General features: G+C 70.1%; 9 protein-coding genes, 1 tRNA gene and 1 other RNA gene. 5 read left to right on the forward strand and 6 right to left on the reverse strand.

Features of this window, described 5'->3' with window-relative positions:
* Positions 1-890 precede the first annotated feature (890 nt).
* Positions 891-1,988, reverse strand: a complete 1,098-nt coding sequence (locus W5W_RS0101225) for an aspartate-semialdehyde dehydrogenase (RefSeq protein WP_017194018.1) — start codon at positions 1,986-1,988, stop codon at positions 891-893.
* Positions 1,985-3,577 carry an aspartate kinase gene (locus W5W_RS0101230; RefSeq protein WP_017194019.1) on the reverse strand — a complete coding sequence of 531 codons (1,593 nt, stop codon included), beginning with the start codon at positions 3,575-3,577 and terminating at the stop codon, positions 1,985-1,987. The genes W5W_RS0101225 and W5W_RS0101230 overlap by 4 nt, the downstream gene beginning before the upstream one ends.
* A 677-nt stretch (positions 3,578-4,254) precedes the next feature.
* Between W5W_RS0101230 and W5W_RS0101235 the strand changes: the two genes are divergently transcribed.
* Positions 4,255-5,319 carry an ABC transporter ATP-binding protein gene (locus W5W_RS0101235; RefSeq protein ID WP_017194020.1) on the forward strand — a complete coding sequence of 355 codons (1,065 nt, stop codon included), beginning with the start codon at positions 4,255-4,257 and terminating at the stop codon, positions 5,317-5,319.
* The gene (locus W5W_RS0101240; protein WP_008732979.1) at positions 5,316-6,389 is read left to right on the forward strand and encodes an ABC transporter permease; all 1,074 of its coding nucleotides are present in this window, start codon (positions 5,316-5,318) and stop codon (positions 6,387-6,389) included. Before W5W_RS0101235 ends, W5W_RS0101240 begins: the two co-directional genes overlap by 4 nt.
* Before the next feature lie 134 nt (positions 6,390-6,523).
* Here W5W_RS0101240 and W5W_RS15910 read toward each other — a convergent pair whose 3' ends face one another.
* Complete coding sequence (locus tag W5W_RS15910; protein WP_154650212.1) at positions 6,524-7,120, reverse strand: hypothetical protein; 597 nt, start codon at positions 7,118-7,120, stop codon at positions 6,524-6,526.
* Between the two features lie 170 nt (positions 7,121-7,290).
* Between W5W_RS15910 and W5W_RS0101245 the strand changes: the two genes are divergently transcribed.
* Both W5W_RS0101245 and W5W_RS0101250 read left to right on the forward strand, forming a co-directional pair.
* The gene (locus W5W_RS0101245; RefSeq protein ID WP_017194021.1) at positions 7,291-8,400 is read left to right on the forward strand and encodes an NAD-dependent epimerase/dehydratase family protein; all 1,110 of its coding nucleotides are present in this window, start codon (positions 7,291-7,293) and stop codon (positions 8,398-8,400) included.
* 56 nt (positions 8,401-8,456) lie between these two features.
* Positions 8,457-9,149, forward strand: a complete 693-nt coding sequence (locus tag W5W_RS0101250) for a hypothetical protein (RefSeq protein WP_029573996.1) — start codon at positions 8,457-8,459, stop codon at positions 9,147-9,149.
* Between the two features lie 69 nt (positions 9,150-9,218).
* Here W5W_RS0101250 and recR read toward each other — a convergent pair whose 3' ends face one another.
* The 3 genes from recR to ffs form a co-directional block, all read right to left on the reverse strand.
* Entirely contained in the window at positions 9,219-9,830 is a 612-nt protein-coding gene (gene recR / locus W5W_RS0101255) for a recombination mediator RecR (RefSeq protein ID WP_008732988.1), read from the reverse strand.
* Position 9,831: 1 nt separating this feature from the next.
* Complete coding sequence (locus W5W_RS16505) at positions 9,832-13,119, reverse strand: DNA polymerase III subunit gamma and tau (protein WP_017194023.1); 3,288 nt, start codon at positions 13,117-13,119, stop codon at positions 9,832-9,834.
* A 272-nt stretch (positions 13,120-13,391) separates the two neighbouring features.
* Positions 13,392-13,486: signal recognition particle sRNA small type (gene ffs / locus W5W_RS15430), an RNA gene on the reverse strand.
* 567 nt (positions 13,487-14,053) lie between these two features.
* Here ffs and W5W_RS0101265 point away from each other — a divergent pair.
* Positions 14,054-14,138, forward strand: a tRNA-Ser gene (locus W5W_RS0101265).
* Positions 14,139-14,200: the final 62 nt, after the last annotated feature.

The following is a 14,200-nucleotide window of genomic DNA, read 5'->3' on the forward strand; positions in this document are numbered from 1 at the left end:
GTTGTGCGGGGGCGGTCTTCAAGGGTCGAGGGCGGGATGCATGGTTGGTCGAGCCCGGGACGCCTCGGTAGCGGAGGCCGGGGGGCGGGGGTCCAACCGTCGACGGTGACTGCCGCTCTCAACGCCGGCTTCGTCCCCGATGACGAGGCCCCGGCCCTCATGATCAGCCTTGAACTCGCGTTGGCGGCGCAAGCCCTCGTCCACGACAAGGTCCAAGCACCCTCGAGCGCCCCGCCCCAGCCCGGCCCGCCGGACAGCCCTACTCGGGTGCCGGCACGGCGCAGTGAACGCGCCAAGTGTCCAAAACGGAGGAGATCAGCCCGGGCACCATGCAGCACGACACCGAAAGCACACCGAAAACACACCGGAAACACAACGAAAACACCAGCCCATCGCCTGGTCTCCTGGAGACACCCACGCCACCGAGGCTTTAATCCCCTCCGTTTTGGACACACCCAGCCCAACAACCCCCGACAACCGACCCCACCACCACGCCGGCCCACCAAAAACAACCGCCCCCTCGAGAACGACGCCTAGAAGCCCACGAACAAGCCTCCGGGTACTGCATGCTGGTACTGACGGACGCCGCCGCCCCTGCTCACGCTCCAGTACGGAGACGACCGTGCAGCCTGCCGTCGGCCGGGTCGCGCGGGCGTCGGCACTGGACCCGCCCCGCGCGAAGGTGCGCCCCGGCCGACGGACCGATCTCGATGCGGAACCGGACCGATCTCGACGCGAGTTTCAACCGATCTCGATGCGGAGTACGACCGATCTCGATGCGGAGTACGACCGATCTCGATGCGGAGTACGACCGATCTCGGCGAAAGGAGGGGGCGGCCAGAGCCGGCCGGCAGCGGCTAGCGCTACGAGGCCGCCCCGGCCCGGCCCGATCAGGCGCGCAGCTCGGCGGCCACCAGTTCGGCGAGCTCGACGGCGTTGAGGGCCGCGCCCTTGCGCAGGTTGTCCCCTACGGCGAAGAAGGCAATGCCGTGCCCGGGGGCGAAGGCCTGGTCGGCGCGCACGCGCCCCACGAACGTGCCGTCGCGCCCGGCCCCCTTGAGCGGACTGGGCACATCGTCATAGGTGACGCCCGGCGCCCCGGCCAGCAGCTCAGCGGCCCGCTCCGGGCTGATCTCACGGGCGAATTCCGCGGAAACACTCACCCCGTGCCCGGAGAAGACGGGGATGCGCACACAGGTGCCCGACACCGCCAGTTCCGGGATCTCCAGGATCTTGCGGGACTCGTTGCGCAGCTTCTGCTCCTCGTCGGTCTCCCCGGAGCCGTCGCCGGCGTCGTTCCCGGCCCAGGCGACGGCGTTGAAGGCGATGGTGTCCACGTACACGCTCGGCTCGGGGAAGGAGACGGCGCGCCCGTCCACAGCCAGGGCCTCGATGTCCTGGTCGGCGACTGCGCGCACCTGCCCGGCGAGCTCGGCCACCCCGGCCCGCCCGGAGCCGGAGACGGCCTGGTAGGTGGAGGCGATGAGCCGGACCAGTCCGGCCTCGTCGTGCAGCGCCTTGAGCGCCGGCATGATCGCCATGGTCGTGCAGTTGGGGTTGGCGATGATGCCCTTGGGGCGCTCGCGCAGGGCGTGAGGGTTGACCTCGGAGACCACGAGCGGCACCTGCGGGTCCTTGCGCCAGGCCGAGGAGTTGTCCACGACGACGGCGCCGGCCGCGGCGAAGCGGGGGGCGTGCTCGCGCGAGGCGGCTCCCCCGGCGGAGAAGATGGCGACGTCGATGCCGGACAGGTCCGCCGTGGCGACGTCCTCGACCTCAACCGCCGCACCGCGGAAGTCCACGACCGTCCCGGCGCTGCGAGCCGAGGAGAAGAAGCGCACCGAGCGCGCCGGGAAGTCGCGCTCGGCCAGCATAGCGCGCATGACGCGACCGACCTGGCCGGTGGCCCCCACGACGGCGACGGCGACGCCGTCGGCCGGGCCTACGTACTCGTTGACGGGGTGCTGCTGGGTGCTCTGGGTGCTCATCGGCCGGTCCCTCCGTAGACGACCGCCTCGGCGGCCTGGGCGTCGAGGCCGAAGGCGGAGTGGACGGCGCGCACGGCCTCGTCGAGCACGGCGTCGTCGACCACGACCGAGATGCGGATCTCGGAGGTGGAGATCATGTGGATGTTGACCCCGGCCTCGCTCAGGGCGCCGAAGAGCTTGGCGGACACCCCCGGGTGGGAGCGCATGCCGGCGCCGACCAGGGAGAGCTTGCCGATGTCGGGGTTGAAGTGGAGGCTCTTGAAGCCGAGCTCGCCGCGGGCGGCCTCCAGGGCCGCGCGGGCGCCGGCGGAATCGCCGTCGGGACAGGTGAAGGAGATGTTCGTCAGGCCCGTGCCCTCGGCGGAGACGTCCTGGACGATCATGTCGATATTGGCATCCGTACTGGCCACGATCGCGAAGATGCGGGCGGCGGCGCCGGGCACGTCGGGGACACCGACGATGGTGATCTTGTCCTGGCTGCGATCGTGCGCGATGCCGGAGATGACGGGAGCTTCCACGTGATCCTCCTTGGCGGAACGGTGGGGGCGGGCCTGGGCCCGGGCGTTGATGGCGTAGCTGTGAGCGGCTCCGACGGAGGCCGAGGAGGGCGCGGCCGTGCCCGCGGGGGCGATGACGCGCCCGGTCACGGCATCCACCGCGGGCCGGGCCGCGGGTGCGGGTGAGCGCGCCGGGTCATCGGCGCCGGTAGCACTGGTAGCGCTGGTAGCACTAGCAGCGCTACCGGTGCCGTCGGCGCTCTCTGCGCTTTCAGCGCCGTCGGCACTCCCGGCACTGCCGGCGCTGCTCCCGGAGAAAGGGGGCTCGGCGATGACGGGCGGCACGAAGGCGCCCTCGCGGCTGCCGTCGTAGATCCAGGTGCCGGTCTTGTCCGAGAAGGAGGAGCGCACGTGGATCGGCACTCCGAAGCGGCGGGCGTACTCCACGGCGCGCAGGTGAAGGATCTTGGCGCCGTTGGCGGCCATCTCGAGGGTCTCCTCGCTGGAGAGCGCCTCGACGCGCTTGGCGGTCGGCACGATGCGGGGGTCGGCGGTGAACAGGCCGTCGACGTCGGTGTAGATCTCGCACACGTCGGCGTTGAGGGCGGCGGCCAGCGCCACGGCGGTCGTGTCCGAGCCGCCGCGGCCGAGGGTGGTGGTGTCCTCGACCTCGTTGATGCCCTGGAATCCCGCGACGATGGCAACCGCGCCGGTCTGGACGGCGCGGGCGATGCGCTCGGGCAGGACGCCGACAATCGAGGCGCGTCCGTACTTGGAGTCGGTCAGAACCCCCGCCTGGGCGCCGGTGTAAGCACGGGCCGGGACGCCGAGCTCGCCCACCGCCATGGCGAGCAGGGCCATGGAGATGCGCTCACCGGCGGACAGAAGGATGTCCATCTCACGGGCGGGCGGCTGCGCGCTCAGGGCGCCGGCCATGTCGAGGAGCTCGTCGGTGGTGTCGCCCATGGCGGAGACGACCACGACGACGGTGTTGCCGGCCTCCCGTGTGGCGACGACGCGCTTGGCGACGCGTCGCATCGCCTCGATATCGCTGACGGACGAGCCGCCGTACTTCTGCACGACCAGTGCCATGTGGCGCTCCTCGGGGCCGGGTTACAAACTGCTGCGCGCCGGGGCGGGCGGCCTCGCCGGGGCCCGGGAGCCTCGTCGCGGTGACGCCCACGACGGCGTGGCTGAGCACAGCATACGGCGCGCAGATGACCCCGGCATTACGGGCTCGGCCACAACCGGGCCCGGTTTGGGCCCAACTTGGGGGCGCTTGGGGGCGGCTTGGGGCGGAACGTGCCGATGGCGCCCGTTCACCCCCGTCGACAGCTGTCGACAGCGGCCGTCTACGCAGCAGAACCGCCTGGCGCAGGCAACTGCCTATCACTTCCACTGAATTGCCTACTGAACAGTTTCGATCGTCTCCACTCGTGGGCTTCCTCGAACCTAATCGTGGCTGATCAGCCGAAGAATACCCGCCGCGCGCCTTTACTAGCTATTCTCGTCCAGACCTCACCATGAACCCACTGAATTACACTGAATCACACCAATTATCGTCACGACCGAGAGCGGCGAACTCCTGAAAAGCGCGACATTTCTCCACACAACACAAGCACGACATATCCAGCCCTAGCCACCCCGGACACTAGAATTCGACACTTCACCCGCATTCCAGTAAAGCAAGCCGACGGGGAGCCCTCCCCATCGAATTCACCGCCGAATCGGGCAGGCAAGCCGGCCGCTTTACCCGTAGCATGGGCCGCATGAGCATCGAGGTCACCGGCGTGACACGTTTCTTCGGTCCTACGCGTGCGGTCTGGCAGATGAACATGGCTGTCCCCACGGGCACGGTCACGGGGCTCGTGGGCTCCAATGGAGCGGGCAAGACCACTCTCCTTCTCATGCTGGCCGCGCTCCTGGCACCCGACGCGGGCTCGATCCGCATCGCAGGGCTGGACCCAGCCGCACAACCCAGGGAAGTCCACCAGGCAGTGGGGTGGATGCCGGACTCCTTCGGCACCTGGGACTCGCTGACCTGCACCGAGATCCTGCTGACCTTCGCCGCCGCCCAGGGGCTGGACAAGGCCACGGGGAAGCAGCGCGCCATCGACATGCTCTCGGCCGTCCACCTCGAGGAGATGGCCCATACCCCCGCGCGCGTGCTCTCGCGCGGTCAGAAGCAGCGCCTGGGATTGGCGCGGGCGCTCGTGCACCAACCGAAGGCCCTGCTGCTCGACGAGCCCGCGGCGGGCATGGATCCGCGCTCACGGGCCGACCTGCGGGTCCTCCTGCGCGACCTCGCGGCCTCCGGCGTCACCGTCCTGGTCTCCAGTCACATCCTGTCCGAGCTGGAGCAGATGGTCGACGGCGTTATCTTCATGGCGCACGGACAGGCGATCGCCCCGGCCTCCGCCTCCTCCGCGCAGCCCCGCCCCGACGGCGGCGATGGCGCTGGTGATGCCGAGCACACTGAAGACACTGACGACGCCGAAAGCACTGAAAGCACTGACGGCGCGGACGATCCCGCCGCACCGAAGCCGGACTCGAGCCCGACGCCGGGCTCGAACATGGTCCGCCCCCAACCATTGCAGCGCCAGTGGCAGATGCGGGCGCTGGATGCGCAACGGCTGTCGGACTGGTCCGCCGAGGCCTCGGTGCGCGCCACCACAACTGCGGACGGCACGGTGCGCCTGGCCGTGCCTGACGACGCCGCTGCCGCGCGCGTCCTGCGCGAGGCGCTCGACGCCGGGGTCGAGGTGGTGTCCTTCGCCCCGACGGGCGGAGCCCTGGAGGAGATCTACCTGTCGATGGAAGGAGATCGGCGATGAGCTGGTCCGCCGTGCGCACCGTTGCGGTGCTGGAACTGCGCCAGCGCGTGAGGTCCACACGCTGGCAGATCATGCTGGTGGTGTGGGGCGTCGTCCTGGTCCTCCTGTGCGGGGGCATGACCGCGCAGGCAGGGACCACGACGCATCATGTAGAGGAGGCCATCCCTGTTCTGTACGACATGACGGTCTGCTTCGTCCTGGGAATCGGGCTCATCATCGCCCCGACCCTGTCGGCCACCTCCATCAACGGCGATCGCGCCGACGCGACCCTGGCACTCCTGCAGGCGACGGCGCTGCGCAGCCAGGAGATCGTCGTCGGCAAACTCATAGCGGCATGGTCCGCGGCCATGGCCTTCCTCGCGGTGGCCCTGCCGTTCCTGTTCGTGTTCACGCTGGCGGGCGGCGCATCGTGGACGGCGCTGGCGATCCACCTACTGATCCTCGTGGTGACCCTGGGGTCCGTGTGCGCGATCGGCATGGGGCTCTCGGCCGCGACCGCCCGCACCTCGGCCTCGGCCGTGCTCACATATCTGGTCGTCGCAGCCCTCGTCATCGGCACGCCGCTGGCCACCGCGATCTCGACGACGGCGGTTCGAGGAGAGCAGAGGCAGACCATTTACTACACGGACTACGACAGCTCGACGAACGACTGGAGGGTATGCGACGAACCCGAGAGGCGGACGGAAGACGTAGTGCACACCAATCGAATCTGGTGGATGCTCGCCCCCAACCCCTTCGCGGCACTGGCCGACTCCTCGGCGCGGCATAGGGTGCAGCCAGAAAAAAATCCGTGGACCGAGTCCTCCCCCCTGGAGCAGGCGGGGCTGGGGATCGACGAGATGCGCAACCCCCAGCCGGATGAGGTCGTCATCTACTACTGCAGCAATGAGGGTAACCACCATGGCGACAATATGCCCAACAGCGATGATACGCGCAGAGCCACGCATCTCGTCTTCTGGCCCGTGAGTCTGGTGGTGGTCTTCGCCCTGGGAGCGTGGTCGCTGACGTGCGCGTCGCGGCGGCTGCGCACGCCCGTCCACAAGCTCGCCCGGGGAACCCGGGTGGCCTGAGCGAACCCAACTGCGGCCGCCGCATGCATCGACGCGGAGGCCTTCGCCGATCGCAGTCGATAGTTTTCGCCTCTGCTTTCGGGGTTGCGGCAGTCAGGTCCCCAACGCCTAGAAGGTACTGGAGATATCAATACCTAACTGTCGCAGATATTGCATTTTTCACCTCGAGCACGAGTCACCGATGCTGCATTCAGACACCCCGGGTCGAAGTCGACATTATCCCTATACGCCCAACCGAGCATCCCTCCCGAAGAAATGCTTTCAGGATTAACCTCCAACAGGGTAAGGGTCCCCAGGCGATCAATATAGACACTTTCTCCTAGACGCAATTTGTAGATCTTCGTACTTGCAGAATCTTTCGGATCCTCCCAGCGCACCAACGCGATCCATTCGCGATTCCTTGACTGCAGATCCTCAGCTGACAGAGCAACGCCGCTTGTCGTTCGAACAGGAGGAATCGAGTCGTCCATCCACATCATCTTCCCCTCTTCAACCCCAGCCGGCCGAGCGACGCTGCGCGGTATAGGGCGGTTCCACCACACCCACCCACTCACAGGAACCGCGACCGCCATCGTCACAATGACCAGTACCGCATACATACGAGCCGCGAAGCGCTCCCATCTGCGGCGACGCTCCATCACTTCTGGCGCCGGTCCCGCCTTACCCGCGGCGACCGTCGATAACTCCTCCCACATAGCATCACCATCATCGTCATCACGCCCCGCCATCACCGCCGCACTCCCCGCGCATCAGAAAGCATGAACGACCATCACGCTAACGCACGAGTCACTCCCATCGATAGACGAAACACAGCATTTCCAGTCCTATCCGCGCCGACACCGCCGCAACACCCCATTAATAGCAATAGACGAGCGCCCCGAAAACGCTTAACGTGACTGCCATGAGCGGACAGCAGCCACCCGCGTCCAGCGGCATCGATCTCACCGGCATCCCAGTGGACACGACCGCCCCGGTCCTGGTCACCGGCGCCACCGGCTACCTGGGCAGCTGGGTAGTCAAAGGGCTGGTGGATGCCGGCGCCACCGTCCACGCCGCGGTCCGCGACCCGGAGGCGACGAGCAAGGTCGCGCACCTGAAGCGCGCCGCCGAGCAGGCCCCGGGGACGTTGAAGCTCTTCGCCGCCGACCTGCTCCAGCCCGGCTCCTACGACGAGGCGATGGCCGGGTGCGGCGTCGTCATCCACACGGCCTCGCCCTTCGTGCGCAACGTGGATGATCCCCAGCGGGACCTGGTCGCCCCAGCGCTAGAGGGAACGCGCAACGTGCTGGACGGCGTCGGGCGGACGCCATCCGTTAGGCGGGTGGTGCTCACCAGCTCCATCGCAGCCATGTTCGGCGACGCCGCCGACATCGAGGGCTACCCGGGGCGGATCCTGACCGAGGACTGCTGGAACACCACCTCCTCCCTGGCCCACGAGCCCTATTCCTACTCCAAGACGCTGGCGGAGCAGGAGGCGTGGCGGCTGGCCGCGGGCCAGGAGCGGTGGGACCTGGTGGTCATCAACCCGGCCTTCATCCTCGGCCCGGCCCTGGGCCCCGCCCCGACCAGCGAGAGCTTCACGGTCGTGCGGATGCTGATCGACGGCACCACCCGCATGGGCGCCCCGCGCGTGGGGCTGAGCGCGGTGGACGTGCGCGAGGTGGCCGGCGCCCATATCGCGGCGGCTTTCACGCCCAAGGCCCATGGCCGCTACATCCTCTCGGCCGAGGACACCGATATCGTCTCCCTGGGCCGCCGCCTCCTGCCCCGCTACGGGCGCGCCCTCCCCCTGCCCCGGCGCGCGGCACCCAAAGCGCTGCTGCTGGCACTGGCGCCCAGGCTCGGGATGACACGCGCCTATGTGAAGCGCAATGTGGGCTTCGCGGTGCGCAGCGACGCCGCCCGCAGCCGAGCCGAACTGGGCATCAGATACCGGCCGATCCAGGCGTCCCTGGAGGAGATGGTCGAGCAGATGCAGCAGATGCAGCCTCGCGAGGCGCCGGGGGCGTAGAACGCGCACACCGCTCGGGTGCGGGCGCGGAGCCGTAGATGCCGTAGACTCGGAGGATGTCGGCAATAGCTGACGCGCTCAGGGCGGATCGATCAGGCTGGACGATCCCCGCGGAGCTGGAGCGCGCCTGGTGCTGGATGGAGACCTGGGGCCTCACCGTCATCAAGGACGGGCACTGCATGACCGCGCCCTTCCCCGTCGCACCGCAGGCCGGCCCCTTTTTCACCTCGGAGCCCGCCGCAGATGCGACCCTGGAGGCCTGGTTCGACGACGGCCGATCCCACCACGACCGCCTGCTGCCCATCGCCCGGGTCAGCGCCGACGGCTCCATCGGCGCCCTGTGGCGCGACGACGACGGCGGGGTGCGCGCCGTCGTCCTGGGATCCAAGGGTGCCGCGTACACCATTGCCGACGACGTCCGCGGACTCCTGGCGCTCTTCGCGATCGGCTACCGCGATCTCACCTCCTGGGAGCTCGGGCTCCCGCCGAACGACGACGATGCCGTTGAATCGGTCAGCGACTTCCGCACCTGGGTCGAGCACGTCCTCGGCATCACCGTCCCCCCGGAGTGGCCGGCCGTGGGCGACGACGACTTCTCCGCCTGGATCGACGCCGCCCTCAGCCTGCTCGGAACCCCCGGCTACACCGTCACCGCACTGCCGGCCGCTGCCGCCGCACTCACGCTGACCATCTGGGCGGCCGTGTGCCTGGCGGCGTACGCCGCCGCCCTCATTCGCCGAGACGCATGACCGCCAGCGGCGCCGACAGTCCGGAGCCGAGGCCTAGCCGTCGGACGATGGCTAGGCCGTTAGGCCGTTTCACGCCCCGTCGTCGACCCGCCGCCGTCCCTCGAAGGCCCGGCCGAGGGTGACCTCGTCGGCGTACTCCAGGTCGCTGCCCACGGGCAGGCCCGAGGCGAGCCGCGAAACCGGCACATCCATGGTGCGCAGCATGCGCGTGAGGTAGGCGGCGGTGGCCTCACCCACGACGTCGGGGTCGGTGGCGACGATGACCTCCTCCACGCCGCTCCCCACCCGGGCGAAGAGCTCTCGCACCCGCAGATCGTCGGGGCCGACCCCGTTGATGGGGTCGATGGCCCCGCCCAGCACGTGGTACAACCCGCGGTACTCGCGGGTGCGCTCGATGGCCACGACGTCCTTGGGCTCCTCCACCACGCAGATCACCCGCTGATCGCGGCGCGGGTCGCGGCAGATCGCGCACTGCTCGGATTCGGCGATGTTCCCGCAGGTCTCGCAGAAGCGCACCCGCGCCTTGACGGCGCGCAGGGCCTCGATGAGGCGCTCGACGCTGGCCGAGTCCGCGGACAGGACGTGGAAGGCCATGCGCTGAGCGGACTTCGGGCCGATGCCGGGCAGCTCGCCGAACTCGTCGATGAGGTCCTGAACGGCGCCCTCGTAGACAGCCGGCATGTCAGCGCCTCTCCTGAGTCACAGTGATCTCCTCTAGAACTTTCGCCCCCAGCAGCCGTTTGACCACCTCGAGGCCGACCACGCCGGCCTCCTCGGCGTCCTCGTCGTCCTCGCTGGGGACGTCGTCATCGACGGACGACGAGGCGAAGGACGCCGAGCGGGCCGCGCCCGGGCCCGCGTGCGCCTGCCCGCGGGCGGCCGCGCGCGCCGCGGCCCGAGCTGCGGAGACCCGGTCCTGGGAGTCGTCGGCGGGCGCCCAGGGCTCCCCCGGCTCGGGCTCGTCCTCGGGCGGGGGCTCCTGCGGGACGGGGGTGCCGTCGGAGAAGGTGTCCGGGCTGTCCCAGCTGACGGGGGCCAGGCCGTGATGCTCACGCGGCTCATGGCGCTCCTGCCGCTCGCCCTGCTCAAGCTGCCCGATCTGACTCGTCGGCGTCGAGGCGGACGGCGAGGACGGCGCAGCCCCGCCGGGCAGTTTCGGCAGGGCATGCAAACGGTGCACAGTGGCCAGGGGCGTCGCCTCGACCGGATCCGGCCCGGGAGGCCCGGGGGACGGAGGCTCGGGCGACCCGGGCGACTCGAGAGGCGCTGCGCCGTCGGGCGACGACGGCGGGGAAGCCGTCGCCTCGGATGCCGCCGGTCCCGGTTCCGCAGATGATTCCGCCTCCGCGGACCGAGCCGACGGGCCGGCCGGCGAGGGCGCGGACGGCGCTGAGTCGGCCGCTCGCGTCGCAGGTGACGAGAGCGGCCGTTCGCCTTGAGCATCGGTGGGCGCCGGGTCCGCTGAGGACGCCGGGTCCGCGCGGTCCCCCCGGTCCGCCGGGCCTCGGACGGGAGCCGATCGGGCGGAGTCCGGTGACGCGGAACCTGCGGATTCGGCTGTCGATGGAACAGGCTGCGAGAACGACGACGGGGCGCCTCCGTCCGCCACAGCGGCGCCGGCCGACGACCCTGACGACGCCGTCGCTGTCTGCTCGGCCGCCCCGCGGCCGGCTTCCTCAGTCGCCCCGCGACCGGCCTTCTGAGCGCCCGGAACGGCGATGACGCCCCAGCCGTCGTCCGCCGGCTCCGGTGAAGCGGCATCGGCGGGGGTGCGGACCCGAGGTGCGGCAGGCTCCGGCCGTCCGGGCGCCTCATCCCCCGGGGCCACCGGACCACCCGGCGCTTGCGGAGCGAAAGCCACCGGAGCCCCCTCGACGGCGGGGCCTCCCCGCCCCATCTGCCCGGCGCTGCCCGCCGCGTCGGCACCGACGCCGTCGGGCCACCCGGCACCATCCGGAGCGGCGGCACCGGGGCCGCCCGGCCAACCGCCCGGGCCGCCACCGCCCGGTCCCGCGGAACCTCCAGGGCCCCCGGACGGTCCGCCGGGTCCGCCGCCCGGACCGGCCAGGACAGCGTGCACCTCAAGCCTGAGGCCGAGCGCTTGATGCAGGGCCCGGGAGAGCACCGGGCCGTGGCCGCCGTTCTCGAAGGCGTTGACCAGGCCCTGTCCGCTGAAGATCACTTCGAAGACGCCGTTGTTGATGGCTCCGGGCTGGGAGTTGGGGCCCACGAGCGCCCAGGTGGCGCGCCGCGAGCGCTTGGCCGCCTCGAGGACCTCCTCCCAGCGGCCGCGGATCATCTCGGCGTCCGCGGCGGGGCTCGCCTGTCCGGGCGGCTGCGGGGGTTGCGGGGTTTGCGAGGGTGACGGTGTTTGCGGCGGCTGCGGAGATTGCGAGGGCACGGCACCCGCACTCGGGGTCGAGTTCGCCGACGGTTCCCCGCGCGATCCCGGCTGCGACCCGAGACGCGGCCCGGCACCGCCCGCACCCCCGGAACGGCCCGCCTGCGCGGGGCGCTCGGGAGAGTCCCAGTCCACCGGGGAGACTCCGCCCTGCGGCGTCGCAGAAGGAGGCGGTGCCGCAGCGTGGGCGCCCGATGCAGCCGAGGCCGTGCCGGCGCCGGGAGAGACTGCCGACCCGACGGCAGCAGGAGGCGCTGCCTGAGCGGCGGGCGACGCCGTCTCAGCAGCCTCAGCAGCCCGGGCAGGCGCACCGCCCTGCGCCTGCCCGGGCTCCGGAGGCGCGGCGGTCGGGGCGGCGCGGCGGGCGATCTCGGCGGCCATGGCCCGGCCGCCACCGGCCTGCTGCGGGCCGTCCCCACCCGGATGCTGCGCAGGCGGCCCCGCCGGGGCGCCCGGAGCGGCCGCGCGGCGACCGGACACGAGCAGGCGGGCCATGAGGAGTTCGAGCTGGAGGCGCGGCGAGGTGGCCCCCACCATCTGCGACAGGGCCTGTGCCGTCACGTCCGCCGCACGCGACAGGCCGGCCGCCCCGATGGTGCGCGACTGCACCTCCATGCGGGCCAACTCGTCGTCGGGCATGGAGCCGAGTGCGGGTCCGGCCTCCGAACCGGCCAGGGCGATGACCAGCAAGTCCCTCAAGCGCTGCAGGAGATCCTCGACGAAACGCCGCGGGTCGTGCCCGGAGGAGACGACGCGGTCCACGACCCGGAAGACCCCGGCGCCGTCGGAGGCGGCCAGGGCGTCCACGCAGGCGTCGAGCATGGTGGTGTCGGTGTAGCCCAGGAGGGCCACGGCCCGCCGGTAGTCCACCTCGGAGTCGATCGCCCCGCCGATGAGCTGATCCATGACGGACAGGGTGTCGCGCACGCTTCCGCCGCCGGCACGGGTCACCAGTGGGAAGACGCCCGGGCCGACCCGCACGTCCTCGGCGTCGCACAGGTGGGCGAGGTAGGCCTCGAGCGTGTCCGGCGCCACCAGGCGGAAGGGGTAGTGGTGGGTGCGCGAGCGGATGGTGCCGATGACCTTCTCCGGCTCGGTGGTGGCGAAGACGAACTTCACGTGCGCCGGCGGCTCCTCGACGAGCTTGAGCAGGGCGTTGAAGCCCTGCGGTGTGACCATGTGGGCCTCGTCGAGGATGAAGATCTTGAAGCGATCGCGCGCCGGGGCGAAGGAGGCGCGCTCGCGCAGGTCCCGGGCGTCGTCCACGCCGTTGTGGCTGGCGGCGTCGATCTCGACGACGTCGAGGCTGCCCGGGCCGCCGGTGGCCAGGTCCCGGCAGGAGGCGCACTGCCCGCAGGGGGTGTCGGCGGGGAAGCGCTCGCAGTTCAGGCAGCGCGCCAGGATGCGGGCCGAGGTGGTCTTGCCGCAGCCGCGCGGGCCGGAGAAGAGGTAGGCGTGGGTGACGCGATCACCGCGCAGTGCTGCCATGAGAGGGGCGGTCACATGGTCCTGCCCGATGACGTCCTGGAAGGTGTCGGGGCGGTAGCGGCGGTACAGGGCAGTGGTCACGGTCCGAGCCTATCCGAGCCGGAGCCGACGACGTCGGGCGCTGGGGTGGGCCGGGGATCTGGGGCCCGGGCGTGGGTAAGGCACCGAGCGCGATGTTCCCTCACCTGAGAACGGCCCCGCCTCGCCCGTGCACGCATCGAGGTCGACATTTTCGAACGAGGGCGACGGTGGCACCGTCGATCTCGTTCCGAGAAGTCGATCTCGTCCTACTTCGGCCACTGCTTGTGCGAGATTCGCAGGAGACACGGGGGAATCACGGGGAAATACAGGGAAATGAGGACCCCTCGCGCACCCGCCAGAGCCCGCTTACCCTTGCTACCTCCCGGTCCTGGGGGATTCACTGGATGACGCCGCACGAGGGGCCGGATCAGAGTGTACCCGATAACGGGCCAGCTGCGGCACCATGAGTCCGGTGCGAGGCGGCCCGGGCTCACGCCGCAGCTACCGCTGGACGAGTACGACGCCGACGATTCCGACCCATTCTCGGCCGAGTTCCTGGAGTACGGAGTACTACGCGAGGGTCAACGACCGCGGCTGGCAACCGAACTCGATCGGCGCCTTCACCCATGACAGCTACATGGCGCACGTCAACTTCGGGCGCCTGCGCAACCTGGCGGACTTCGCACCGCGCCAGGCACCCACCTGTGGGGCACTCGAACGTGAACGCACCTTCCTGACGTCAACGTACCCTTCTCCCAGCTTTCTGGGGGTGGAGATCAGAAGGATGGGAGAAAGGTGCGTTCATGCGACGAACCGCCGTTGGCATTGGGGGGGGCCGCCCGCCCAATCCGCCCGACACCCCGCGCATGACACATCACCCTGACGTGCCGCGTGACAGATCCCACCGCCGCGGGCTGGCCTCAAGGGAAGGGGTCCGATATATTGCTTTCTCGTTGCACGGAGCCGGCACTTCACGCTGGTCTCGTGGACGCCTGGAGGATTCGCCTAGTGGCCTATGGCGCACGCTTGGAAAGCGTGTTGGGTGCAAGCCCTCGGGGGTTCGAATCCCCCATCCTCCGCCGCAGTTTCCGTTGAGGTCAAGAGACTCCAGAGCTTGTGAGCTCACTGAGGCCCACAGCGA

Origin of the sequence: Actinomyces massiliensis 4401292, assembly GCF_000269805.1 — a bacterium.
Classification (GTDB): domain Bacteria; phylum Actinomycetota; class Actinomycetes; order Actinomycetales; family Actinomycetaceae; genus Actinomyces; species Actinomyces massiliensis.

Coding starts and splice junctions, on each gene's coding strand:
- W5W_RS0101225 (WP_017194018.1), bottom strand. CDS start 1,988: ATGAGCACCCAGAGCACCCAGCAGCACCCCGTCAACGAGTACGTAGGC.
- W5W_RS0101230 (WP_017194019.1), bottom strand. CDS start 3,577: ATGGCACTGGTCGTGCAGAAGTACGGCGGCTCGTCCGTCAGCGATATC.
- W5W_RS0101235 (WP_017194020.1), top strand. CDS start 4,255: ATGAGCATCGAGGTCACCGGCGTGACACGTTTCTTCGGTCCTACGCGT.
- W5W_RS0101240 (WP_008732979.1), top strand. CDS start 5,316: ATGAGCTGGTCCGCCGTGCGCACCGTTGCGGTGCTGGAACTGCGCCAG.
- W5W_RS0101245 (WP_017194021.1), top strand. CDS start 7,291: ATGAGCGGACAGCAGCCACCCGCGTCCAGCGGCATCGATCTCACCGGC.
- W5W_RS0101250 (WP_029573996.1), top strand. CDS start 8,457: ATGTCGGCAATAGCTGACGCGCTCAGGGCGGATCGATCAGGCTGGACG.
- recR (WP_008732988.1), bottom strand. CDS start 9,830: ATGCCGGCTGTCTACGAGGGCGCCGTTCAGGACCTCATCGACGAGTTC.